Origin of the sequence: Acidovorax sp. 99 (assembly GCF_003096455.1) — a bacterium.
Taxonomy (GTDB): Bacteria; Pseudomonadota; Gammaproteobacteria; order Burkholderiales; family Burkholderiaceae_C; genus Acidovorax; species Acidovorax delafieldii.
Genome location: NZ_QEKU01000001.1, coordinates 4116355 through 4139813, shown reverse-complemented (window position 1 = coordinate 4139813; position 23459 = coordinate 4116355). Strand labels below are relative to the sequence as shown.

Sequence of the window (23459 nt, the reverse complement as noted above, 5' to 3'; positions counted from 1 at the left end):
CAGCCGCCCACAATGCAGCCAGCCCCGCAACAGTCTGGCCGTGCGGCCAAGCTGCGCAACGAACCACCGCCTCACGCCCGATGACCCAGCCCCCAATCCGCCCCTGCGCCCTCCTCCAGCTGGCAGCCGCTGCCGCTGTGGCGGCGGGCCTCGCAGGCTGCAACAAGCCCGAAGCCACCGGCCCCGCCACCACCGGCTTCGATGCCATCACCACCGCCTGCACCCAGTTCCTGGCCGCACGGCAACCCCATGTACTGCCCGGTGCAGCGGGCGACTGGACCCTGACCGGTTACAGCCCCGCCCTGGTCCAGCCCGAAGTCACACGCACCGAATCCACTGTGACGCCTTATGTGGGCAAGCTCGTCATCAAGGACAACGAGGCCCAGGCTCATGCACCGACGCAAGCCGCTGCCCAGGCCATCACCCTCACCCCCGCACACCTGCTGTCCAACCGCACGCACACCTTCATCTACAGCTTTGACGGCACCCAATGGCGCTGGCAAAACGGCCAGCGGCTGACGAAGATACCGGGGCAGAACGACCGGCTGGAGGCCGTGACGCTGGCGGATGTCTCAGCAGCAGGGCCCAGGGGGTTTGCGGGGTGCCTGCCGCGTTGAGTCGGATCAAAATGCTCTCTTTTCGATAGCTGCCAGGGCATGATTCACTAGCGCCTGAGGCCGTTTTTGCTCAAATTCCGCTTCAACACAGCCCAACGCTGCCTCGTGCAGCCCGGTGCAGCCTGGCGTCGTACGCCAGCCCTGAGGGTCGCCGCGTAGCCAAGCCATCCACACCGCTCATTCCAGGTCGGCATCCAGCTGAGCGATCAAGCCCTGCGCATCCACGGAGATGTCCAGGTTGCCGATCTCATGACCAAAATCCCCCGTGAAGTCCACCCGCACCCTCGCGCGCTGCGGCCCGATGCGTTGCATCGACAGGAACCGGGTCACCGTCTGGTAGCCAACGAAGTACTGTTCTACATAGCGGCGTATTCCGGCATGGCCATCAAAAAGTTGGCCCGTGGAGGGGTCGTCGATCACGGCGTCATGCGCAAAAAGGCCGAGCACCTGCTCCACCGCAAACGCATTGGTGGCGGCGATCAACGCATCGGCCACGCACCGCAGGTGTTCGTGCGTGGGGTCCATCGCGCCACGCCGCGTGGCTGCTGCGTCGTCCCCGCTGGCTGGCGCGCTGGCACTTTCTGCAAAGGGTTGGCCTGGCTTGCTCATGGCAGCACGCTCACCACCACCTTGCCGCGGGCACGGCCCTCGGCGACCAGAGCGTGTGCCGCTTCGGCCGTATCCAGCGTGAAGCTGGTCGGGTCCAGCAACGGCACCAGTTGCCCCGCTTCCGCAAGCGTGGTGGCCTGCTCCATGATCTCGCCATGGTGTTCGCGAAACTCCCCGGTGAGGATGGGAAGCAGCGTGAACACGCCCGAGAAGGTCGCGCCCCGGAACGACAGGGGCGCCAGCTTGTGGGTGCCCCAGCCCAGCGACGTCACAACATGGCCCGAGTAGCGGCGGACGGCCACAAACGACGCATCCAGCACCGGCCCCCCGACGGTGTCGTAAACGATATCGAAACCCTGGCCGTCGGTGAACGCGTTGACATAGGCCTCGACCGAGGTTGCTTCATGGTCGATGGGCGTCGCGCCCAGGGACCGGATGTAACCGGCCTGCGCAGCCGTGCCCGTGGCAAACACCTCGGCACCCCGCGCACGGGCCAGCTGCACGGCCACATGGCCCACGCCACCGGCGCCGCCGTGCACCAGCACCTTGTGCCCGCTGCGCACGTTGGCGCGGTCTACCAGGCCCTCCCAGGCGGTGATGAAGACCAGCGGCAAGGCCGCTGCCTGGCGCATGGTCAGCCGGCCTGGCTTGTGGGCCAGCAGCCGGGCATCCACCGCTGCGTATTGCGCCAGGCTGCCTTGCAGCCCGCCGATGCCGCCGGTAAAGCCATACACCGCATCCCCCACCTTGAAGCGAGAGACGCCCTGCCCCACCTCCTCCACCACGCCCGCGAGGTCCATGCCCAAAACGGCGGGCAGTGGTTGCTGGGCGTGCTCGGCGGCGCCGGCGCGGATCTTGGTGTCCAGCGGGTTCACACTGCTGGCGTGGATGTGGACCAGCACCTGGCCTGCGTCGGGCTGTGGCCGCGGCAGCCAGGTAGAGGTCAATGCGCCGTTGGGGGCGGCGAGCACCAGGGCCTGCATGGTGGGGGCGGTAGGGGTGGACATGGCGTTTTCCTTCGTGGGGTTGAACAGTGCCGCCAGTTTTCACCTTTCTCTTTTGAATGAAAAGCCACAAGATTGAAACCTTTCCATTCACTTTTGTATGATGCAGCCGATGAACTGGGATGATGTACAGGTGTTCTTGGCCATTGCCCGGCACGGCACGCTGGGTGCCGCAGGCCGCGCCCTCCAACAAAGCCAGCCCACCATGGGCCGCAGGCTGAAGGCGCTGGAGCTTTCTCTGGGCCACACCCTGTTCCAGCGGACTTCCGAGGGCTTCGTCTTGACCGACGAAGGAGCCGCCGTGCTGCGCCACGCCGAGGGCATGGAAGCGCAGGCGCTGTCGTTCTCCCGCCAACTGGACGGCGCAGACCAGCAGCTGGAAGGCGCGCTGCGGGTATCGACCTCCGACTGGTTTGGTCTGCATGTGCTGGCGCCGCTTTGCGCAGCGTTTACCAACAACCACCCTCGGGTCACCATCGAACTCCTGACCGATGCGCGCCTCTTCAGCCTGGCGCGCCGCGAGGCGGACCTGGTGGCGCGCATCGTTCCTTTTGACGAGCCCGATGTGATACAGCGGCGGCTGATGCATGTGCCCTATGCGCTGTACATGCAGCGGGGCGCAGACATGCCCACGGACGATACGGACGTTCGCCTCATCACCATGGACCTGGGATTCAGCGAGATGCCGGACGCGGCCTGGCTGCGCGAGGCCTTTCCTTCGGCGCGCATCGCGTTTCGCAGCAACAACCGGCACGTGCAGGCCGTGGCCTGCGCATCGGGCGCGGGCCTGGCCGTACTGCCTTGCCCGTTGGGTGACTCGCACCCCGGCCTGCAAAGGGTGGAACGTACCCCAGCGCCGCCAGGGCGCGATGTGTGGCTGGGTTACCACCGGGACCTGCGCCGGGTGCCCCGGCTGCGCGCGCTGGTGGAAATGCTGATGCAAGCGCTGGGCCCTGCTCAGGGCGATGCAGGCGACCAGGGCGGCTGACAAAACGCCGGGAGCGCCGTCGCAGCGCTTGGCTGATGGCGGTCAGCGACCCAGCCCCGCCCCAACGGCCAGCACATGCTCGATGAAGCTGTGACACGGGTGGCTCTGGTGCGCCAGCACATCTGCCTTGACCAAGATGCCCAGCGGCCCCACCGCCTGTGACTTCCACGGCAACACCGCCAGCTCTCCACGCTGAACCAGCGGCCGCAGCAGGCTGGCGGGCGCGCACATCAGCATGTCGCTGTCGGCCAGCATGGCGTATGCAATCTCGGTCGAACGGCTCGACACGCGGCACAGCTCGGGCACACCACCCAGTTCATCGAAGAGGCTCTCCACCTGCTGGGGTCCCAGCCCGGTCAGGGGTGGGGCCAGCCAGCGCTGCGCCAGCAGCTCTGCGGCGGTGACGGTGGCCTGCCGGGTCAGAGGATGCTCCGGGCGACAGGCCACCACAAACCCATCCTGCAGCGCGGCGCAAAACGCGAACCCTTGCGGCAGCGGGGTCGGTTCGCGGCAGATGGCCAGGTCCAGCGTCCCCTCCTGGATGCTCTCCAGCAAATTGTCGATCGTGACCTCGTGGACATCGATGGCCGCATCCGGATGTACGGCAACGTAGGTCGGGATGGCCATCGTGAGCAGGCCGTTGATGCCCGCCGCAATGCTGCCAATGCGGATCAGCGCAGACGCTGCGCCCTGCTGCAACAGCGCAGCATTGCCTGCGGCGGCCTGGAGCGGAACCAGCGATGCGCGCAACAGCGGCAGGACCGCCTCTCCCAGGCGGGTCAAGCGCATGCCCTTGGAGTGCCGCTCGAACAGAGGCCCGCCCAGAGAGCTTTCCAGCTCGACCAGCGCATGGGTCGCGGCGGGCTGGCTCAGGCCAATGGAGGAAGCCGCCCGGTGCAGGCTCTGCAGGTCGGCGATCGCAATGGCCAGCTGCAGGTGCTTGAGGCGCACCCGCCCCAGGATGCGGTTGAACAGGACGGAAGGCGTCAAATCTGGCATGAGCTATTCAGAAATTGAATTCACTTGAAAAACAAGCATTGGCCTTGCGGCGCCTGCTATGGAACGATCGCGCGCTGGCAAGGGGCAAACCCACGCCAGATGCATTCAATTAACGAATATTATTCCAGCACCAGCCTGCCGCTGGATGCAAGAGATCTCAGGAGACAAACCACCATGCCATCACCTCAGCGCCAGCCCCTGCGCACGATCACCTTGCGCCCCACCCACTTCCTGCTCGCCCCGGTCGTGGGCGCACTCCTGGCCATGGGCCAGGCACAGGCCGCTGACACCCTGGACACCGCCTGCAAGACCACCGCCGAATGCCAGGCACAGGTCGCCAAGATCCAGGGGCTGGTCAAGGGGGACGCCACCAGCGCCTTGTCCAAGTCGCAGGACACCTTCTACTGGTTTGGCCGCATCAACATGGCATCGACCGTGGTCAACGTGGAGCAAGGCATCATCCCCAAAGCCCAGGCGGGCCGCATTGCGAGGGGCGTGGAGTTGTCGATCACGCAGGCGACGGCCCCGGGCGGCAAGCGCCCCACCGATGTGCTGCAGGTCGAGAAGATCATCACGGACGCCGTGGGCCCCGAGGCCACGCTGATCCACACCGGACGCAGTCGCCAGGACATCCACTCCACCTTGAACGCCGCGCAGTTGCGCCTGGAGATGCTGGACTTTGCCGATGCGCTGGACCAGGTGCGCGCACGGCTCATCACCATCGCACAGGCGCACACCGCCACCTATGTGCCCGCCTACACCAATGGCGTGCAGGCCATGCCCATCAGCTATGGGCACTACCTCATGGCGTTTGCCGATTCGTTCGCCCGCGACTCGGCACGCATCCGCGAGGCCTATGCCCGCATCAACCTCAGCCCCATGGGCACGGCGGTGCTGGCCAACTCCAGCTGGGGCATCAATCGGGAGCGCCTGGCGCAACTGCTGGGGTTTGACGGGCTCATCGTCAACTCGCTGGATGCGGGGCAGATCAGCACCTACGACATCCCGATCGAGGCCACGTCCATCGCCAGCTCCACCGCCATCCGCGTGGGCGCTTTCATGCAGGATGTGCACACCCAGTACCACCAGACCCGGCCATGGCTGCTGCTGGCGAGCTCCAAGACCTACACCAGCAGCGCCATGCCGCAGAAAGCGAACCCGGGCATCATCCAGAACACCCGCGCCAAGGCCAGCGATGTGGTGGCGTCGGCCCAGGCATCGCTGTGGCGCGCCCATAACGTCACGCCCGGCATGATCGACTACAAGAACACCTGGAGCCCCGGTAGCGCCAAGACTTTTGTCCAGGGCGTGGAGATGCTGCAGCAGTTGGCCGATGTGCTGGACTCGCTGCGCATCGACCCGGCCCGCGCGCTGGACGAACTGGAATCCGAATGGACCACGTCGATGGAGCTGGCCGAAACCCTGCAGCGCACCCATGCCATTCCGTTCCGGGTGGGCCACCACTTTGCGTCGGACGTGGTGGTGTATGCCAAGGAACGCAACATCCGGCCCAAGGACTTTCCGTACGCCGAAGCCGTGCGCATCTACCGCGAAGCCGGCAAAAAGTACGACATCAAGGACCAGCGCCTGCCGCTCACGGAGAAGGAATTCCGCCGCGCCCTGTCCCCCGCCGAGATGGTGCAGACCCGCACCGGCACAGGCGGCCCCCAGCCCCAGGAGGTCGCGCGCATGGTGGCCGCTGCCAAGGACACGCTGGCCAAGGACCGCGCCTGGTCGGGTGAAGCCCGACAGCGCCTGCTGGCCGCCGAGGCGGCGCTGAACGCGGCGTTTGAGGGCGTGAAGTCATTGCCCTGAACGGGGGATGCCCGGGGGCGGGCCTGAGGAGAAAAAGAAACCGGCGGCGTCGCCGGTGTCATTCCAGCCTGCGTCCGTCGGTGTCATCTGCCACGCCATCACCGCCCTGCTGCACCGCTTTTTCGACCGCTTCGCGCGTGAGCGTCGGCACAAAGCTTTCAATGAACCGGTAGGCATAGCCGCGCAGCCAGGCGCCGCGCCGCAGGCCCAGGCGGGTGAGGTTGACCTCGAACAGATGGCCCGCGTCGATGAGCCGCAGGTGGCGGTCGCGCTCTTCATCGACCGCGATGGACGCGACGATGCCCACGCCCATGTCCAGCTCTACATAGGTCTTGATCACGTCAGCGTCCATGGCGGTGAGCACGATGTCGGGCGCAATGCCTTCGCGCGCAAAGGCCTCGTCGATGTGCGCACGGCCGGTGTAGCCCAGCTCGTAGGTGATGATGGGGTATTGCGCCAATTGCTCCAGCGTCACCGGGCCGGGCAGATCGAGCAGGCGGTGGCCCGGGGGAACCACGATGCTGTGCGTCCAGCGGTAGCACGGCAGGGTGACCAGGGCGTCGTAGCCGGCCAGCGCCTCGGTGGCCACGCCGATGTCGGCCTCGCCGGACAACAGCATCTCTGCCACCTGGCGGGGCGAGCCCTGGTGCAGGTGCAGCGACACCTGCGGGAACAACGCCCGAAAGTCGCGCACCACCTGGGGCAGCGCATAACGCGCCTGCGAGTGCGTGGCCGCCACCGACAGGCGCCCCTGCGCGCTGTCGCTGAAGTCCTGACCAGCGCGCCTGAGGTTGTCGGCCTCCAGCAGCAGGCGCTCTACCGTGGGCAGCAGCACTTCGCCAGGCGGTGTCAGGCCCGTGAGGCGCTTGCCCGCCCGCACAAAAATCTCCACGCCCAGCTCTTCCTCCAGCTCACGGATCTGGCGGCTCACCCCGGGCTGCGAGGTGTGCAGGATGTGTGCCACTTCGGTCAGGTTGAAGCCCCGCCGCACGGTTTCGCGCACAGAGCGCAGTTGCTGAAAATTCATGGATAAAAGCCGGTCTCACAATGTCGATGTGACTGCCACCGCGCGGGGACCGTGTTGGCGACGGCCCCATGCGTTCCGTAGCCAGACAGCCCGTAGCGCAGGGGCCTATAAATACTATGTTTTTGATAGCATCAAGCGCATATTCCACTAGCGCATCATTCACTTTTCTTTGGTTTTTGCCCGTGCGGGCCTTACATGCCCCGCTGGGACAGGCCGGGCACATAGCGGTCGGCCTGGATGTCGGGCGACAGCCCGTGGGTGATGACCTCGTCGGTGATGGGCAGGAACTGCGCATTCCACTGCTCCCACGCCGTGCGCAGGCGTTCAAACACTTCGGGGTGCTTGTGGCGCAGGTTGGCGCGCTCCAGCGTGTCGTCTTCCACGTCGAACAAAAACTCGTTGTCGTTGATGCGCAGGTACTTGAAGCGGCCCTCGCGCACGGCGCGCTGGCGCTGCGACTTGTAACGCCAGAACAGCGTGCGCGGGTGTGCGGGCGCATCGCCCAGCAGCACTGGCAGGATGTCCTCGCCGTCGGGCGGGTAGTCGGCATGGGGCGCCACGCCCGCAGCGGCCAGCAGCGTGGGCAGCCAGTCCATGGTGGCGGTGACCTGGTCGCTCACCTGCGGTGCAATGCGCGCAGGCCAGCGCAGCAGCGTGGGCACGCGGATGCCGCCTTCGAGCAGCTCGGTCTTCTGGCCGGTGAAGGGCCAGGTCTTGGAAAAGCGCTCGCCGCCGTTGTCGCTGGTGAAGACGACGATGGTGTTGTCGGCCAGGCCTTGTGCCTTGAGGGCATCCAGCACCTGGCCCACTGCCTTGTCGAGCGAGCGCACCATGCGCGCATAGGTGGCCAGGTTGCCGCCGTCGTAGTGGAAGAGGTCCTTCAGGCCCAGCGAGATCTCTTCGTCCTCCGGACCCACCCAGGGCCAGTGGGGTGCGGTGAAGTGCAGCGACAGAAAGAACGGCTTGGCCGCGCTGCGCTCGCCGATCCAGCGCGTGGCCTCATCGGCCAGCAGCTGGGTGTAGTAGCCCACGCGCTCCACCGGCACCTCGCCTTCGTACAAATCGCGCGCCACGGCATCGCCCACGCCGGGCTTGTGCGTGAAGTAGTCGATGGCACCGCCATAGTTGCCAAAGAAGCGGTCGTAGCCACTCTTGAGCGGGCCGAAGGTGGGCAGGCTGCCCAGGTGCCACTTGCCAATCAGCGCCGTGTCATAGCCCGCATCGCGCAGCAACGATGGCAGCGTGGGGTGCTCGGGCGGCAGGCCGTGCACATGGGCCTTGCGCACCAAGGGTTCCTCCAGCCCGCCGCGCAGCCGGTACTGGTTGCGCCCGGTGATGAGCGCAAACCGCGTGGCCGAGCACACAGCCGAGTTGGCATAGGCCTGGGTAAAGCGCACGCCCTCGCCCGCCAGCGTATCCAGGTGCGGCGTGGTGAAGTCGGCCTGGCCGTACACGCTCAGGTCGGCCCAGCCCAGGTCGTCGGCCAGGATAAAGACGATGTTGGGCGCTTGGGTGGATGCGGAGGCGGCCACATTGGTGGTGATGCTCATGCAGCCCCCTTAGCCTTGCCGGCGGCATCGGTCTCGCGCCACTGCTTGTCGAGCTTGAGGTCCTTGAGGGCCTGCTGCACGAAGGCGGGCTGGAACCAGGCCTTCACGTCAAACGTCTGGCGGATCAGCCCCAGCTTGACGCCGTCATCCAGCACGCCCTGATAACCGGCGATGAAGCCCTCGTCGAGCAGCGGCGAATATCGGGCGTTCAGGTTGTCGCCCGCCAGTTCTTCGCGGAACGAAAGCTCGGGGTTGCCGCTGTTGTCGGCGTACAGCTTGATGAGCGCCTCGCGGTTGCCCTCTTGCGAAGACCAGTGGGCGGCGCGCACCAGCTGGGTCACCAGGCGCTGGGTGAGCTGCGGGTTCTGTGCAACGAAATCTTCGGTGGCCAGGATGCCGGAGTTGATGGTGTAGTCCGGTCCACGGCCCTTGGTGCTCAGCGCAATCTGCACTCCCTGCGGTTTGAGCAGAAACAGGTCCGAGCCCCCGAACGTGGCGTCGATCTGCCCGGCCACCACGGCGGCCTTGGAGGTGGGCCAGTCCATGTTGATGAGCTTCACGTCCTTTTCGGTCAGGCCCGCCGTGGCCAGCAGGTTGTCGAAGGTGCGCTGGTAGGCGGTGCCCTTGAGCACCGTGACCTTCTTGCCCTTGAGATCGGCCACGGTCTTGATGCTCACGCCCGGCGCCGTGGCCAGATAGCTGTTGCTGCCCCGGCCCGTGGCCGCAATGAAGCGGGTGGGCAGACCGCGCGCGCGGCCAATGACGGCGGCAAGGTCGCCCAGAGAGACGATGTCGAGCTGCTTGGCCGACAGCGCCTCGTGCACGGCCGGGCCTGCGCCGCGAAAGAAGTTCCACTCGATCTTGATGCCGTCCTTGGCAAATTCATCTTCCAGCCACTTGTTGGCCTGCAGCACCGCAAACACGCTGCCGCCCGGCGAGGGCTTGCCGGCCGTACCCAGGTCGGGCGAGCCGATGCGGATGACCTTGGCGGGCGACTGGGCGCGCAGCACCATGGGGGCAGCCAATGCGGCAGCGCCAGCCACCAGCAGCGAACGGCGCGTGGAAAAAGCGAGGGGGTTTTGTTGTGTCATGGGAATCTCGGGGATCGGTAAAAGGGGAACAAACAATCAAACGGCAAATTGCCACTGCGCGGCAGGCGCCAGCTGCTCGCCGCGCTTGAGCGGCGGCTCGGCCAGGTCGGCCGCCGGGTGGCCGGAGAACTCGCGCAGCACGCTGTCCTTGATGGCGGTGAACGCGTGGGAGGTGCGCTCGCGCGGATGGGGCAGCCCCACCGGCACGGTGCGGCGGATGCGGCCGGGGCGCGGCTCCATCACGACCACGCGGTCGCCCAGGTACACGGCCTCTTCCACGTCATGGGTCACCAGGATCATGGTGATGCCCTCCTGCTGCCAGATGCGGTGCAGCTCCTGCTGCAGGTGGGCACGGGTCATGGCGTCGAGTGCGCCAAAGGGTTCGTCCAGCAGCAGGATGTCGGGCCGGTTGACCAGCGCCCGCGCAATGGCCACGCGCTGCGACATGCCGCCCGAGAGCTGGTGCGGGTAGGCCGTCTCAAAACCTTGCAGGCCCACCAGCGCAATGTGCTCGCGCACGGTGGCGCGCTGCTGGCCTTCGGTCAGGCTGGAGTTGAGCAGGCCCAGCGCCACGTTCTTCTCGACCGTGAGCCAGGGGAACAAGCGGTGCTCCTGGAACACGATCCCCCGGTTGAGGCTGGTGCCCACAATGCGCTGGCCGTTGAGCAGGATCTCGCCCTGGTAATCGCCCTCCAGGCCAATCACCAGCCGCAGCAGCGTGGACTTGCCGCAGCCGCTCGAGCCCACGATGCTCACGAACTCGCCGGGCTCGATGGTGAGGTGGATGTCCTGCAGCACGGGCAGGGCTTCGCCCTTGACCTCGTACTGCTTGTTCAGGCCGCGAATGGCCAGGGTACCGGCGTGTGCCATGGTGTGTTCCTTTTCAAATGACGTTGTTCTCAGCAATGGCCCGCAACTGGCGCGGCCCAGGCCAGTGCCCCCGGGGAGCTGGCTTTGCCAGGCCCCTGGGGGCGTCCCCCTGAGGGGGATGGCGCGCAGCGCCTCAGGGGGCTCAATACCTTGCGATCGTGCGATCACGCCAGGCCAGCAGGCGCTTTTCCAGTGCGGCCAGCAGCGCGTTCAGTACAAAGCCCACCAGGCCCACCACCACCACGCCAAACAGCACCAGGTCCATCCAGAAATGCTCGCGCCCATCGATCAGCGTGTTGCCAATGCCCTTGCCAGAGGCCAGCAGGTATTCGGCCCCTAGCGTGGCCAGCCAGCTGTAGATGAGGGAGAGCTGGATGCCAGTAAACAGTGAGGGCGCGGCGGCTGGCGCCACCACACGGCGCAACGTTTGCCACACGCTGAACTCGTACACGCGGGCCACCTCCAGGTACTCACGCGGCACGCTGCGCAGGCCCTCCAGCGTGTTGAGCACCACCGGAAAGAACGCCGCCATGGCCACAAACGCTACCTTGGCGGTATCGCCCAGGCCAAACCACATCGACAGCATCGGAATCCACGCAAACAGCGAGATCTGCTTGAGCGTGTGGAACGTGGGCCCCACCAGCCGCTCGGCCCAGCGCGACCAGCCCAGCAGCGCACCCACCGCCAGCCCGATGCCGGAGCCAATGCCGAACCCCCAGGCCATGCGCCACAGGCTGGCCGACAAGGCCACCCACAGTTCGCCGCTGACAACCTGGCCCACACCGCGCTGCCATACGGCCAATGGCGATACCAGCAGGGGCGAATCGGACGCCCCCGAAGCCACCACCGCCCACCACACCGCCAGGATCAGCACGGGCAGCACCCAGCCCCGCAGGCGTGCGGGCACTTTTTGGAACACGTTGCGTTGCACGTTCACAGAAGACATTGGCACACCCCGTTCACAAACCCGGCTTGCGCCAGCGCAGCAGCCAGGCCTCGGACACGGCGAGCAGCTTGTCGATCACAAACCCCACGATGCCCACGGCCAGCACGGCGGCCAGCACCACGTCCAGCTGAAAGAGCTGGCGGCCATAGACGATGAGGAACCCAATGCCCTCCGATGACGCCAGCAGCTCCACCACCACCAGCGCCAGCCAGGCATGCGTGAGGCCATAGCGCACGCCGTTCCAGATGGGTGCCGTAGCCGCCGGAAACACCACCCTGCGCAGCATCTGCCAGCGGGTGAAGCCATACACACGCGCCACCTCCACCAGCCGGTTTGGCACGTTCTGAATGCCCTGGCAGGTGTTGATGGCCACCGGCACCAGGGCCGCCTTGGCGATCAGCAGAAACTTGAGCCCCTCGTCAATGCCCACCACCAGGATCAGCAGCGGCAGCCAGCCGATCACCGGCACCTGGCTGAAGGCCTTGAACAATGGGAAGAAGTAGTCACGGAATGTCGGCGACAGGCCCATGGCACCACCCAGCACCAGGCCCAGCGACAGGCCGATGCCAAAGCCCGCAAACACACGGACCATGCTGATGCGCAGGTGGTCCCACAACTCTCCGCTGGCCAGCAGCTCGCCAAACACCTTGAACACGGCGGCGGGCGGGGGCAGCACCTGCTCGGGCACCCAGCCCCACAGGGCGGAGAGCTGCCACAGCGCCAGCACGGCCAGCGGAAAGGGCCAGGCCCAGAGCGAACGCCTCGCCCAAGTCCAGGCAGCGTTTTGCCTTGCCGCTACGGGGCGGCGCGTGGGGGCATCCGGCAGCGCGTCCAGCGGGCTCACGGGGCTGCCTGGCCCGGCCGCGTTCAGTGCGGGTATCGCCATCTTTTGCATTTCCTTTGTGGGTGGTGGAGCTGCTACCACCTGGGGTGAGCGCAGCGCCATCGATAACAACCAAAAGAAATGTAAAAGACGTTTGTTATAAAAATAAATGGTTAATACTCATATGCAATGACAAAGATGTTTGCGGCATGAGCAGCGACGCCTGCGTTATGAGGTTGCCTCGGCGCAGGCACAAAAAACCCGCCGCGCACAAGGTGCGGGCGGGTTGCAACGAGCGGTGGTGAGTGGCTTTTTCCCGGGCTTGGACACCGTGGTTCGGATTGGAGACCTGGATCAAGGGGCGGCGACCAGATCCCCGTTGGCGCCATACACGGGCCAGTAGCTCTCCAGTTTCAGTTCCTTGAGAGCAGCGTTCAGATAGCGGCGGTCAAACCAGCTATCGATCTCTGGCTTCTTGCGGATGAGTTTGAGCTTGTGGGCCTCGTCAGCCGCGTCCTTGTAGCGCGCCACCAGAAATGGGTCGAGCAGTGGCGACAGGCGCACGCGCAGCGGCTGGCCAATGAAGTCTTCGCGCCACACCTTCTCGGCGTACTCGGCCTTGCCCCACTGCGCAAACAGGTCGGCTCGGCGATTTTCGTCGGAATATTTATGGGCGTACAGCACCACCGTCTTGACCACGCGCTCCACCGCCTTGGGGTGGCGGGCGGCGAAGTCGTCGGTCACCAGCAGCGCCGTCTGGCGGGTGTACTTGTAGGAATCTTCTGCAGCCGACCACACCACCTTGGCCAGGCCCTGGTCACGCAGCTTGAAAAAACCCACATAGCCAAATGCGGCGTCGATGTCCTTGCTGACCAACGCCGCCTCAGCGCTGGGCAAATCCAGATTGAGCAGTTTCACATCGCGCTCGCTCAGACCCTTGTCGGCCAGCGCGCGCACGGCTGCCAGATGCAGGTTCGTGCCCTTGAATACGGCCACCTTGCGGCCCTTGAGGTCTTCCAGGCGGCGGATGTTGGAGTCGGGCGGCACCGCAAGGTAGAGCCCGCCGCGCACGCCACTGCCCAGAATGATCTTGGTCTTCACGTCACTGGCCCGGTGCACGATAGAGGGCAGGTCGCCCTGCCACGCAAAGTCCAGTTGCTTGTTGACCAGTGCCTCATTGACGGCCGGGCCTGCGCCCTTGAAGAAGGTCCATTGCACCTTCACGCCGTCCTTCTTGAACTCTTCTTCCAGCCCGCCATCGGTGTAGGCCAGCGCGGCCGAGGTGCCACCATGGCGCACCGGGTCGCTGCCCACACCGCCGGTGGCGATGCCGATGCGGATCACCTTCAGGGGATCTTGCGCCTGTGCGGCTGCGCTACCCGCCCACAGGCCCAGGGCCACCGCTGCGCTGGCTGTCGTGGCAGCCGCCCAGAGCGCTGTTTTCCATTGCGTTTTTTTCATCTGTTGACCCTTCGTGCCTGTTGTTTTGCCTGTTGTCGTTCCGGTGTGCGTGCGCAATGTGCTGCACACGTCGCCGATCACTCTAGGCAGGCCCTGCGCGTGGGCCAACGACCAAAAACAGATATCCAAATTTGCGGATGGCAGGCCCACGCGCGCCAGTGCAAGGCGCAGTTTTCCGACTATGCATATGCGAACTGCTTCGTTGATGCGCGTCCTTTGCGCTGTCCCAATCGTGTGGGAGTTCTCTTTCATCACCCCACCGTTTCAGAAAGCAGCGCCATGTCCAAGATCAACGATTTGCACCCCACGTTCACCCGCTTTGCGGTAGAGCCCTACACCCCCACCATCGGGGCAGTCATCCACGAGCTGGACCTGCGCCAGCCCCTGGACGCCGCCACGCAGGCCGAGCTGCGCCAGGCACTGGCCGTGCACGAGGTGCTGTTCTTCCGCGACCAGCACATCACGCCGCAGCAGCAGGTGGACTTCACCCGCAGCTTTGGCAATGTGGCCGAGGTGAAGGCGTTCTTCCCCCGGCTGGAGAGCCACCCTGAGATCGAGATCGTGGAGAGCACGGCCGAGCGCCCCAAGGCGTCCAACCAATGGCATGCGGACATCACCTGGCGCGAGCAACCGCCGCTGGGCACCAGCCTCTATGCACAGGTGATCCCGGCCAGCGGCGGCGACACGCTGTGGGCCAGCCTCACGGCCGCGTACGCCAGTCTGCCGCCCGCCTTCCAGGCTTACCTGGAAACGCTCACGGCCGTGCACACCTGGGAGATCAGTGGCTGGACGGAGTACCTGCTGCGCAAGGACGCCAGCGGCGAAGAACTGAAGGCCGCCCGCGCCAAGTACCCGCCCGTGGAGCACCCCGTGGTGCGCGTGCACCCCGTCACGGGCAAGAAGATCCTGTACGTGAACCCCACCTTCACCAGCCACATCAAGGGCCTGCACCGCACGCACAGCGATGCGCTGCTGACCCAGCTGTTTGCCCTGCCGCAGGTGGCCGAGTTCCAGGCCCGCCTGCGCTGGGCGCCTGGCACGCTGGCCGTGTGGGACAACCGCTCCACTCAGCACTACGCAGTGGGCGACTTCTTCCCGCAGCACCGCAAACTGCATCGCATCACTATTACCGAGTAGCCCCCCTGAGTCGCCTTCGGCGCCATCCCCCTTAGGGGGACCAAAGCCGGTTCCACGGGTGCACTGGCCTGGGCCGCGCCAGTGTCGAAGGCCGCGAGCCATCTCCACAAGTTTGGAATCTCACATGACCCAACCCGACACATCCAGAAAACTGCGCCTCGGCGCTTTCATCATGGCCACGGGCCACCACGTGGCCGCCTGGCGCCACCCAGGCTCGCAGGTCGATTCAGGTGTCAACATCGATCACTACATCGAGGTCGCCAAAACCGCCGAACGTGGCCTGTTTGACCAGGTGTTCGTGGCCGACAGCCCCGGCGTGTGGCACAAGGGCGACCGCGAGTCCTTCAGCCGCCAGGGACGTATCTCGCACTTCGAGCCCGTGACGCTGTGGGCAGCGCTGTCGGTCGTCACCAAGCACATCGGCTTTGTGGCCACAGCCTCCACCACCTACGAAGACCCCTACCTGCTGGCGCGCAAGTTTGCGTCGCTGGACCACATCAGCAAGGGCCGGGCCGCCTGGAACGTGGTGACCACCAGCGCCGAAAACGTGCACGGCAACTTTGGCCTGGACACGCACCCGGACCCTGCCACGCGGTACGAGCGCGCCCACGAATTTGTGGACGTGGTCAAGGGGCTGTGGGACAGCTTTGACGACGACGCCCTGGTGCGCGACCAGACAAGCGGCATCTACTTTGACCCCGACAAGCTGCACGCACTCAACCACGTGGGCAAACACCTCAAGGTGCAAGGGCCGCTCAACATCGAGCGCTCGGTGCAAGGCCACCCAGTGATTGTGCAAGCCGGCTCTTCGGAAGACGGCAAGGAACTGGCCGCCGCGACGGCCGAAGCCATCTTCACCGCCTGGACCAGCCTGGCCGAGGCCCAGGCCTTCTACAAGGATGTGAAGGGTCGCATGGCCAAGTACGGCCGCAGTCCTGAAGAACTGCTGGTGCTTCCCGGCATCTCCCCCGTGATTGGCCGCACCGAGGCAGAAGCCCAGGCCAAGTGGGCCGAGCTGCAGGCCCTGATCCACCCCAGTGTGGGCCTGGCCACTCTCACCCCCTTCTGGCCCGGAGAGGACCTGTCGAAGTGGAACCTTGACGCACCTCCGCCGTACATCCCCGAGCCACCCAAGGGCATCAACAGCCGCGCCCACGTGGTGCTGGAGCTGGCCCGGCGAGAGAAGTACACCGTGCGTCAGCTGTACGAATACCTCGCCGGTGCACGCGGCCACTGGGTGGTGATCGGTACACCCGAGACCATTGCCGACCGCATGCAGGAATGGTTTGAGAACGGGGCGGCGGACGGCTTCAACGTGATGCCGCCTGTATTGCCCCAATCACTCAACGAGTTTGTGGACCTGGTGGTGCCTGAACTGCAGCGGCGCGGCCTGTTTCGCACCGCCTACGAAGGCACCACCCTGCGGGAGAACCTGGGCCTGGCACGGCCCGCGAGCCGGTACACAACGCTGCTCGCGAAGGCGGCCTAGGCCTCATGCACGCCGATCCCAAGGACCTCGGCAGGGCTGTCCACAGGGCTCCTTCGTCATGTGCCACCCTGCAGCGCCGCAGGGTTGGGATGACTCGGCAGGCGCGGCTGGCCTGCCTTGACACGGCGCACGGGCAGATCGGTCGCCAGGCGTTTCAGGGCGGCCCCCCGGGATGCGGACCGAAAGCCGTGCGGTACCACCAGCACGTCCGTGCGGGCTTCACGCAGGATGCGTTGCGCAACGCGCTCGAACAGCCAGTCTGCCCACCGGGACGCGGGATGCTTGCCCACAACGATCAGGTCGGCCCCGACCCCTTGCTGCGCCACCAGCACCTGCCGCGCCGGGTCGCCCCGGCCTATGGAGGATGAAAGCCGGTTGCGCCGCGCATCGTACGAGTCGGTCAGCGTGAACATGCGGTCCTGCGCATGGCGCCTGCACTGCTCGCGGTAGATCTGGATGGCGCGTTCCGACACTTCGGCATAACGCAGCTTGCCCTCATTGGCAGTGCTGACGGCATGGAACAGTTCCACACGTGCGCGGGGGTGGAGCGCCAGGCCCAGATCCACCAGGCGATGCGAAGCCTGAGAAAAGTCCACCGCCACCATCAGGCTCTGGTAGGGTTGTGCCGCTGCGCTACGCACCACGATCACGGGGCGCTGGCAGGCACGGAGCAACTGGATCGCAGGGTGCGCGCCGAACCAGGCACGCAACCCGCGCTGCGGGGCCATGCCCCACACCACCAGGTCGTGACCCGCTGCCGCGCGGGCGATATCCGCCACCGTGCAATCCATGCGTGTTCCGGCATCAACAGGAATCTGGTGGCGCTGCCGAATCTGCAGCGCATGGTGCGACAGTCGCACGGCCACGTCGGGTGGCGGCACTTCGCCGGGTTGGGAGAGATACACCAGCTGCAACGCAGCCCGATGCTCTGCGCCCAGCAGCGCCGCACGCGCCAGCGCGTGCCCTCCATGTTCAGAAAAGTCGGTGACGGCAAGGATGGAACGAGGGGTCATGGGGGTACGTCCTTCTGTGGTGAACAACGCGCACTCCTCCAACGGCTGCCAGTGCGATTGGCGCCGGTCTGGTGAGAAGTGATCTGGTGGTACGGCCCGCAGCGGGCCGGCGTGCAAAGGCGACTAGGTGAGGTAGTCGCCTGTGGCCTCGGGCTGGTACTGGATGCTTTCGATGGTGGCGGAGCAATCTTCGCCATGGGGCGTTTGCCAACGGGCCACGTCCCCGGCCCGCAAGCCCAGCAGGCTGATGCCGACCGGCGACAGCACCGAGATGAAGCCCGCCGCAGGCTCAGCGTCCTGCGGGTAGCACAGGGTCAGCACCTGGCGCCGGTGGGTGTGCTGGTCCACCAGTTCCACGCGTGAATTCATGGTGACCACGTCTGCCCGCACGGTGCGCGGGCTGGTGATATCGGCGTTGGCCAGCAGGTCGTCCAGCAAGGGGGCTGGCCGGTTGCCGACCAGCTTGGTCAGGCGCGAATAGTCCAGGTCGGTGAGCGTGCGCTCGCCAGGGGTCACAACTGCATGCATACAAAGCACTCCATCGAATGCGGCGGTGCCCCGTGGGGACAAGACGGCCGCTACCGCGCTTGGCTGGTGCCCGGCGGTGGATGGTTGCGCTACAAGGGGATGAGGAGAGAGGGTGCCGCCGGGCTCAGGAATGTGCTGGCGTCAGCTGACGACGCGCGTTCTTCTTGGCCACCGCTCGCGCGCAGGCCGCTGCGCGGGGCAGCACAGCCAGGGCGGCAAAAGGGCAAACCAGAAGGGTCGTCATGGGCCCGAGTGTAGGCAACACGGGCGGTTCTGGGGGCAATAGCCCCAGGGTTCTTGCCAGATACCCGGCGGCTGGGTGGCCGGGTGGCCGATCTTTGTCGCCACCAGGGGCCACCCAGAGCGTCACGCCAGCTGGGTGGGCCCTGCACGGCGCACTCAGGCCACTTGCGGCAGGTAGCTGGGTCGCGTGGCTGTCATCGCGAGCTTGACATGCTGTGTGAGTTCATCGGCCAGCACCTCGTCCGCGCCTGCTTCCAGGCCATCCAGCGCGCGCCGAACGATCTGAACCGGGCTGGTCTTGGGCACGTCAAAGCCGCGCGTTAGGTCGGTATCCACATACGCCATGTGCAGGCCCAGGACCTGCGTGTTTTGCGCGGCCAGCTCATGGCGCAGTGCATTGGTGAGCGACCAGGCCGCAGACTTGCTGGCCGAGTAAGCAGCCAGCTCGCCGCCATTCACCCACGACGCCACAGACAGCACGTTGAGCAGCGCCCCGCCTCCGTTGGACTGCAGGACCGGGGCAAAGGCTTTGCTGACACGCAGCACGCCAAAGACATTGGTCTCAAAGATGCGGCGCATGACCTCTTCGCTGTCGGCCGCCAGAAACCCGCCGGGCTGGGCGATGCCCGCGTTGTTGATCACCAAAGTCACGTCAGACGCCTGCGCGGCGGCAGCCGCCACCTCTTCGGGGTTGTTGACGTCCAGGCGCAAAGCCTGCACGCCGGGTTGCGGGACGATGGTGGACGGATCGCGCGCGGCGGCGTAGACCTTGCGCGCACCGCGTGCGAGCAGCTCGCGAACAAAGGCCAGGCCAATGCCGCGATTGGCACCGGTGACGAGGACAACAGCGTTTTCGATCTTCATGGGAATCTCCAGGGTTGGGGTGAGACTGAACAGGGATATGCGAGGGCTGAGCAAGGGATGGATATGGAGTGAGGGCTCGATAGGTGCGAGATAAATGGGAGATAGATGCGAGGCAGCAGCAAGCGAGCAGCTCAGCGCAACTTGACCACGACCTTGCCCTTGGCACGGCCGGTTTCCACGTAGGCGATGGCTTCGTTGGTTGCATCGAAGGGAAACACCTTGTCGATCACCGGGCGTATGGCCCCTGCATCCACCAGACGCGTGATTTCCTGCAGCTGGCTGCCCTGCGCACGCATGAACAGGAACGAGTAGCCAATGCCCAGCACTTGGGCACGGCGCCGGGTACCGGCGCTCAACAGCCGGAACACCATCCGCAAGAAGCCCGACGCATGAAGGGTTTCGCCGAATGCGGGATCGGGCGGGCCCGAGACGGAGACAAGTTGGCCTCCGCGCTTGAGCACGCGCAGGGACTTGGCCAGCGCCTTGCTGTCCTGGCTGTGCAGCACCACGTCATAGTTGCGCAGCACGTTTTCAAAATCTTGCTGGCGGTAGTCGATGACAACGTCCGCGCCCAGGCTTTGGACCAGTGCGGAACTGCTCGCGCTGGCAGTGGTGGCCACGGTGGCGCCCAAGTGCTTGGCCAGCTGGATGGCGATGCTGCCGAGCCCCCCCGACCCTGCCTGGATAAAAACCTTCTGCCCTTTGCTGACCTGGGCCTTCTCCACCAGCGCCTGCCATGCCGTCAAACCCACCAGCGGGATCGACGCTGCCTCTTCCATGGTCAGGCTGCGGGGCTTGAAGGCCAGCGAAGACTCCTTGACCGCAATCAGCTCCGCAAAGGTGCCGATGTGAAAGTCGTCCGCCCGGGCATAGACCTCGTCCCCCGGCTTGAACTGCTGCACGCGCGGCCCTACCCGCACCACCACACCCGCCACATCGTGCCCAAGGATGAGCGGCATCTTGTAAGGCAGGAGGAGCTTGAACTCACCATCTCGGATCTTGGCGTCGAGCGGGTTGACGCCCGCTGCATGGACCTCCACCAGCACCTCATCGTCGCGGAGGGAGGGAGCGGGAACATCAGTAGGCCTGAGCACGCCCTTTTTGGCATACCGATCCAGGACAAACGCTTTCATGGGGTTTCCTTTGCTGCAAGGGATTGCATGGCCGCGCGGCAGAGCCACGTGGACTGGAGAGGCTTCACCAAAAATGCCGCCCCTCCATGACGCACCAGGTGCTGTGCAGGGGTTGGGTTGCAATTTCGCATGATAAACATCATATGTAATGACAAAAAAATGCGTGCCATCGCACGATCAAGAAGAGGCTGGGTGTGAATCCGCGTTATGCCGTTTCCGCCGGCAACAGGTGCTTGAGCGCGGCTTCGCGCAGGCTGTCGGACAGCGCGGCGTCGTCCACAGCGCGGGCAAGCACGAGCGCTCCCACCATCGTGGACAAGGTGACAAGCGCTTGCTCATGCGTTTCTGGCTGGCCCCACTGGGGTGACTGGCGCGCAATCAGATCGACCATTTCCTTGATGTGCCGGGTGGAGACGCGCCGCACCTCAGGGGACTGGCGCGAGGTTTCGGAGCCCAGCGCGGCCAGGGGGCAACCCGTTTCGATGCTCTCGACATGTTCGCGCGAAAGGTAGGCCTTGAGCACGGTTGCCATCGCCTGCGAGGCGGGCTCCCCCGCCACAGCGCCCGCCACCGTCGCTACAGACTGAGCGCACGCCTGTGTTGCCGCTTCGGCGAGCATGGCCTCGCGAGACTCGAAGTGCGCATAGAAAGCGCCATGCGTCAGGCCTGCTTCCTTCATGATGTCCGCAACCCCGGTGCCATGGTAGCCCTGGCGACGGATCGCCCGCGCCGCCACCGACACGATGCGCTCATGGGTCGCTTCTTTGGCGGCGGCTCGGGCATTGGGCTGTTTATTTCGCATGACGCTTATCATACATAAATTCACCATCCAGTGCAACGGCGCTTCGTCCAAGGGGTTACACACACGCCCGTGCATCGTTCCCCCCAAAAAAACAGGCCCCTGTGGGGCCTGAAATACGAGGAGCGCCATCAACAGGTACGTGATGGGCGGTCAACAAGAAGGCGGGCTGCGGCTGTCTTGATGAGCCCCCAGCCCTCCCCTCCTGCGATGCGACCGTTTCCAAGCGAGCTATTCGCCTGTCGCAGTCTTCGTCCAAAGCACCGCAGGCCCCCGCACGCAGCGGGTCGCTTCAAACGCCCGCTTTGCGCGCGATTCAGCCGCAACACCAGCGATGGCTGCGGGCCGTGCTCCATCACAGCTTGGCGATGGACACCTCCGTGGACTTGACCAGTGCGACTACATCGGAACCCACGACCAAGCCCAGGTCGTCCACCGAACGGGTGGTGATGACGGAGGTGACGATGCCCCAGGGGGTTTCGACATCGACCTCGGAGACGACATCGCCGCGAATGATCTCGCGCACTTTGCCCTTGAACTGGTTGCGTACGTTGATGGCTTGAATGGACATGGGGTTCTCCTTGAATAGTCCGTTGAAAAATGAAAACAGTGGGTGAGAGAAACAGAAAAATCACACCGCCCAGCGCAGGCCATGCGCTGGCACACCTGGCCATGGCGCCTCGTGTGCGGGGTCGCCATCGGGCTTTTGCAGCACGCGGTCCAGGATGCGTTTTTCGATGGCAGCAAACGCGGCGTCACCGTGCGAACGGGGGCGTGGCAGGTCGATGCGCTGGTCCAGCGCGATCTGGCCGTCTTCGATCAGGATCACGCGGTCGGCCAGGGCCACGGCCTCTTGCACGTCGTGGGTGACCAGCAATGCCGTAAAGCCACTGGTGCGCCACAGGCCTTCGATGAGGCGGTGCATCTCGATGCGGGTCAGTGCGTCGAGCGCACCAAGGGGTTCGTCCAGCAGCAGCAGGCGCGGGTTGTGCACCAGCGCACGCGCCAGGGCCACGCGCTGGCGCTGGCCGCCCGACAGGCGTGCCGGCCATTCGCCCAGCCGGTCGCCCAGGCCCACGCGCGCCAGCACGTCGGCCGCGGCGCCGCGCCGCTCGGGCGGCAGGCCCAGGGCCACGTTGTCAGCCACACGCTTCCAGGGCAAAAGGCGCGAGTCCTGGAACATGATGCGGGTGTCACCGCTCAGGCCGGTGATGTCCCGGCCGTCCAGGCGGATCGCACCGCCAGAGACTGACTCCAGGCCCGCCACCAGGCGCAGCAGCGTGCTCTTGCCGCAGCCACTGCGGCCCACAATCGCAACGAACTGGCCGGGTTCAATCGTGAGCTCGGTCTTCTTGAGGACATCGCGCGTGCCGTAGCGCTTGTCCACACTGCGCACTTCCAGGCGCACGCCCTGCGCTGTGTTGGGATCGTTCTGGCTCATGGCGTCAGGCTCCGGGTTTGAAGAGAGGCACATCGAGGGCATTCACGCGCCTGGGCAGCAGCTTCTCGGCCAAAAAGGCATCCGCAATGCGCTGTTGCTCGGCAAGGGCTGTGGGGACCACGGCGCGCACCTCATAGCTGCGGCGGCTATTGGCCAGCTCGATCACGCCCGCATCCAGCCCCCACACCGGTGCCAGCAGCGCGGCTGCGTCCTTGGGACTTTGCTTGACCCAGGCACCGGCCTTCTGCAGCTCGTGGAAGAACACACCGAGTACATCGGGTCGGGCCTTGGCATAGGGAGTCCCGGCCAGGTAATAGCGCTGGTAAGACGCCAGCTCACGCCCGTCGGCCAGCACCCGTACCGCCGACTGCTTTTGCACGGCGGCCAGGAACGGGTCCCACACCACCCAGGCATCAATGGCGCCACGCTCAAAGGCTGCGCGGCCGTCGGCCGGCGTGAGGTAGGCGGGCTCGATGTCCTTGAACGTCAGGCCGGACTTCTCCAGCGCTGCAATCAGCAAGAAGTGCACGCCCGCCGCCTTGGCAAAACCGATCTTCTTGCCCTTGAGGTCGGCCACGGTCTTGATGGGTGAATCGGCACGCACCACGATGGCCTGGGCGGCGGGCGATGGCGATTCCTGCGCCACGAAGGTGAGGTTGGCGCCGGCCGCCTGGGCGAAGACGGGCACGGTGTCGGCCACGTCGGCACTGACATCGATGTTGCCCAGGTTCAGGGCTTCGAGCAAAGGCAGGCCACTGGTGAACTCGTGCCACGAGACCTTGACGTTCAGCGGTGCCAGCAATTGCTCCAGCGTGCCCCGTGTTCGCAGGATGGTGGTGAGCGTGGATGATTTCTGCAAACCAATGCGCAGGATCTCGGGCTTGCCTTGCGCCGCAGCCAGGCCGCTGGACAGGGCCGCAAGGGCACCGAGCACGGTGCGCCGATGAATCAGGAAAGGAAGGGTCATGGTCGTGATGAATGCGTTGTAGGAATGTCGGAGTCAGGGCCTCGC

23 protein-coding genes are annotated in these 23459 nt (G+C 65.5%); 5 read left to right on the top strand and 18 right to left on the bottom strand.

The window, feature by feature from the left end:
- The first annotated feature begins 80 nt into the window (after positions 1-80).
- Complete coding sequence (locus C8C95_RS19125; protein ID WP_110958943.1) at positions 81-617, top strand: hypothetical protein; 537 nt, start codon at positions 81-83, stop codon at positions 615-617.
- A 177-nt stretch (positions 618-794) separates the two neighbouring features.
- Here C8C95_RS19125 and C8C95_RS19120 read toward each other — a convergent pair whose 3' ends face one another.
- Complete coding sequence (locus tag C8C95_RS19120) at positions 795-1226, bottom strand: nuclear transport factor 2 family protein (protein ID WP_243415723.1); 432 nt, start codon at positions 1224-1226, stop codon at positions 795-797.
- Positions 1223-2233, bottom strand: coding sequence for a zinc-dependent alcohol dehydrogenase family protein (locus tag C8C95_RS19115; RefSeq protein ID WP_116749607.1), 1011 nt, complete (start codon positions 2231-2233; stop codon positions 1223-1225). Before C8C95_RS19115 ends, C8C95_RS19120 begins: the two co-directional genes overlap by 4 nt.
- A 109-nt stretch (positions 2234-2342) precedes the next feature.
- On the opposite strand from C8C95_RS19115, the gene C8C95_RS19110 reads away from it, so the two are divergent.
- Positions 2343-3218 (top strand): LysR family transcriptional regulator, encoded by an 876-nt coding sequence (locus C8C95_RS19110; RefSeq protein ID WP_116750359.1) that lies wholly within the window; start codon positions 2343-2345, stop codon positions 3216-3218.
- A 42-nt stretch (positions 3219-3260) separates the two neighbouring features.
- Here C8C95_RS19110 and C8C95_RS19105 read toward each other — a convergent pair whose 3' ends face one another.
- Positions 3261-4217, bottom strand: a complete 957-nt coding sequence (locus tag C8C95_RS19105; RefSeq protein ID WP_116749606.1) for a LysR substrate-binding domain-containing protein — start codon at positions 4215-4217, stop codon at positions 3261-3263.
- A gap of 174 nt (positions 4218-4391) precedes the next feature.
- On the opposite strand from C8C95_RS19105, the gene C8C95_RS19100 reads away from it, so the two are divergent.
- Complete coding sequence (locus tag C8C95_RS19100) at positions 4392-6032, top strand: argininosuccinate lyase (protein ID WP_116749605.1); 1641 nt, start codon at positions 4392-4394, stop codon at positions 6030-6032.
- Positions 6033-6090: 58 nt separating this feature from the next.
- On the opposite strand, the gene C8C95_RS19095 is transcribed toward C8C95_RS19100, so the two are convergent.
- The 7 genes from C8C95_RS19095 to C8C95_RS19065 all read right to left on the bottom strand — a co-directional run bounded on the left by C8C95_RS19095 (position 6091) and on the right by C8C95_RS19065 (position 13800).
- Entirely contained in the window at positions 6091-7059 is a 969-nt protein-coding gene (locus C8C95_RS19095; RefSeq protein ID WP_056744295.1) for a CysB family HTH-type transcriptional regulator, read from the bottom strand.
- A gap of 191 nt (positions 7060-7250) precedes the next feature.
- A complete protein-coding gene (locus C8C95_RS19090; protein ID WP_116749604.1) occupies positions 7251-8609 on the bottom strand; it encodes a sulfatase-like hydrolase/transferase in 1359 nt (452 codons plus the stop codon).
- Positions 8606-9700 (bottom strand): ABC transporter substrate-binding protein, encoded by a 1095-nt coding sequence (locus C8C95_RS19085; RefSeq protein ID WP_116749603.1) that lies wholly within the window; start codon positions 9698-9700, stop codon positions 8606-8608. Before C8C95_RS19085 ends, C8C95_RS19090 begins: the two co-directional genes overlap by 4 nt.
- Positions 9701-9736: 36 nt before the next feature.
- A complete protein-coding gene (locus C8C95_RS19080; protein ID WP_116749602.1) occupies positions 9737-10570 on the bottom strand; it encodes an ABC transporter ATP-binding protein in 834 nt (277 codons plus the stop codon).
- 142 nt (positions 10571-10712) lie between these two features.
- Entirely contained in the window at positions 10713-11516 is an 804-nt protein-coding gene (locus C8C95_RS19075; protein ID WP_099729984.1) for an ABC transporter permease, read from the bottom strand.
- Positions 11517-11529: 13 nt separating this feature from the next.
- Complete coding sequence (locus C8C95_RS19070; protein ID WP_108497572.1) at positions 11530-12411, bottom strand: ABC transporter permease; 882 nt, start codon at positions 12409-12411, stop codon at positions 11530-11532.
- Between the two features lie 282 nt (positions 12412-12693).
- On the bottom strand, positions 12694-13800 hold the full coding sequence (locus C8C95_RS19065) for an ABC transporter substrate-binding protein (protein WP_116749601.1): 1107 nt from the start codon (positions 13798-13800) through the stop codon (positions 12694-12696).
- 279 nt (positions 13801-14079) lie between these two features.
- Here C8C95_RS19065 and C8C95_RS19060 point away from each other — a divergent pair, with 279 nt between their 5' ends.
- Positions 14080-14937, top strand: coding sequence for a TauD/TfdA family dioxygenase (locus tag C8C95_RS19060; protein WP_108497574.1), 858 nt, complete (start codon positions 14080-14082; stop codon positions 14935-14937).
- A 124-nt stretch (positions 14938-15061) separates the two neighbouring features.
- Positions 15062-16426, top strand: a complete 1365-nt coding sequence (locus C8C95_RS19055) for an LLM class flavin-dependent oxidoreductase (protein ID WP_056744280.1) — start codon at positions 15062-15064, stop codon at positions 16424-16426.
- A 56-nt stretch (positions 16427-16482) separates the two neighbouring features.
- Here the strand turns inward: C8C95_RS19055 and C8C95_RS19050 are convergent, their stop codons facing one another.
- From C8C95_RS19050 to C8C95_RS19015, 8 genes are all read right to left on the bottom strand, one after another.
- Positions 16483-17439, bottom strand: a complete 957-nt coding sequence (locus C8C95_RS19050) for a universal stress protein (RefSeq protein WP_116749600.1) — start codon at positions 17437-17439, stop codon at positions 16483-16485.
- 123 nt (positions 17440-17562) lie between these two features.
- Positions 17563-17967, bottom strand: coding sequence for a GreA/GreB family elongation factor (locus tag C8C95_RS19045; RefSeq protein ID WP_116749599.1), 405 nt, complete (start codon positions 17965-17967; stop codon positions 17563-17565).
- Between the two features lie 399 nt (positions 17968-18366).
- Positions 18367-19074: an SDR family oxidoreductase gene (locus C8C95_RS19040; RefSeq protein ID WP_116749598.1), complete on the bottom strand. Its 708-nt coding sequence runs from the start codon at positions 19072-19074 to the stop codon at positions 18367-18369.
- A gap of 131 nt (positions 19075-19205) precedes the next feature.
- On the bottom strand, positions 19206-20207 hold the full coding sequence (locus tag C8C95_RS19035) for an NADP-dependent oxidoreductase (protein ID WP_116749597.1): 1002 nt from the start codon (positions 20205-20207) through the stop codon (positions 19206-19208).
- 205 nt (positions 20208-20412) lie between these two features.
- The gene (locus tag C8C95_RS19030) at positions 20413-21021 is read right to left on the bottom strand and encodes a TetR/AcrR family transcriptional regulator (protein ID WP_116749596.1); all 609 of its coding nucleotides are present in this window, start codon (positions 21019-21021) and stop codon (positions 20413-20415) included.
- Between the two features lie 340 nt (positions 21022-21361).
- Positions 21362-21577, bottom strand: coding sequence for a molybdopterin-binding protein (locus C8C95_RS19025; protein WP_015013774.1), 216 nt, complete (start codon positions 21575-21577; stop codon positions 21362-21364).
- A 60-nt stretch (positions 21578-21637) separates the two neighbouring features.
- A complete protein-coding gene (locus C8C95_RS19020; protein ID WP_056067467.1) occupies positions 21638-22447 on the bottom strand; it encodes an ATP-binding cassette domain-containing protein in 810 nt (269 codons plus the stop codon).
- Positions 22448-22451: 4 nt separating this feature from the next.
- Positions 22452-23414 (bottom strand): aliphatic sulfonate ABC transporter substrate-binding protein, encoded by a 963-nt coding sequence (locus tag C8C95_RS19015; protein WP_116749595.1) that lies wholly within the window; start codon positions 23412-23414, stop codon positions 22452-22454.
- Positions 23415-23459: the final 45 nt, after the last annotated feature.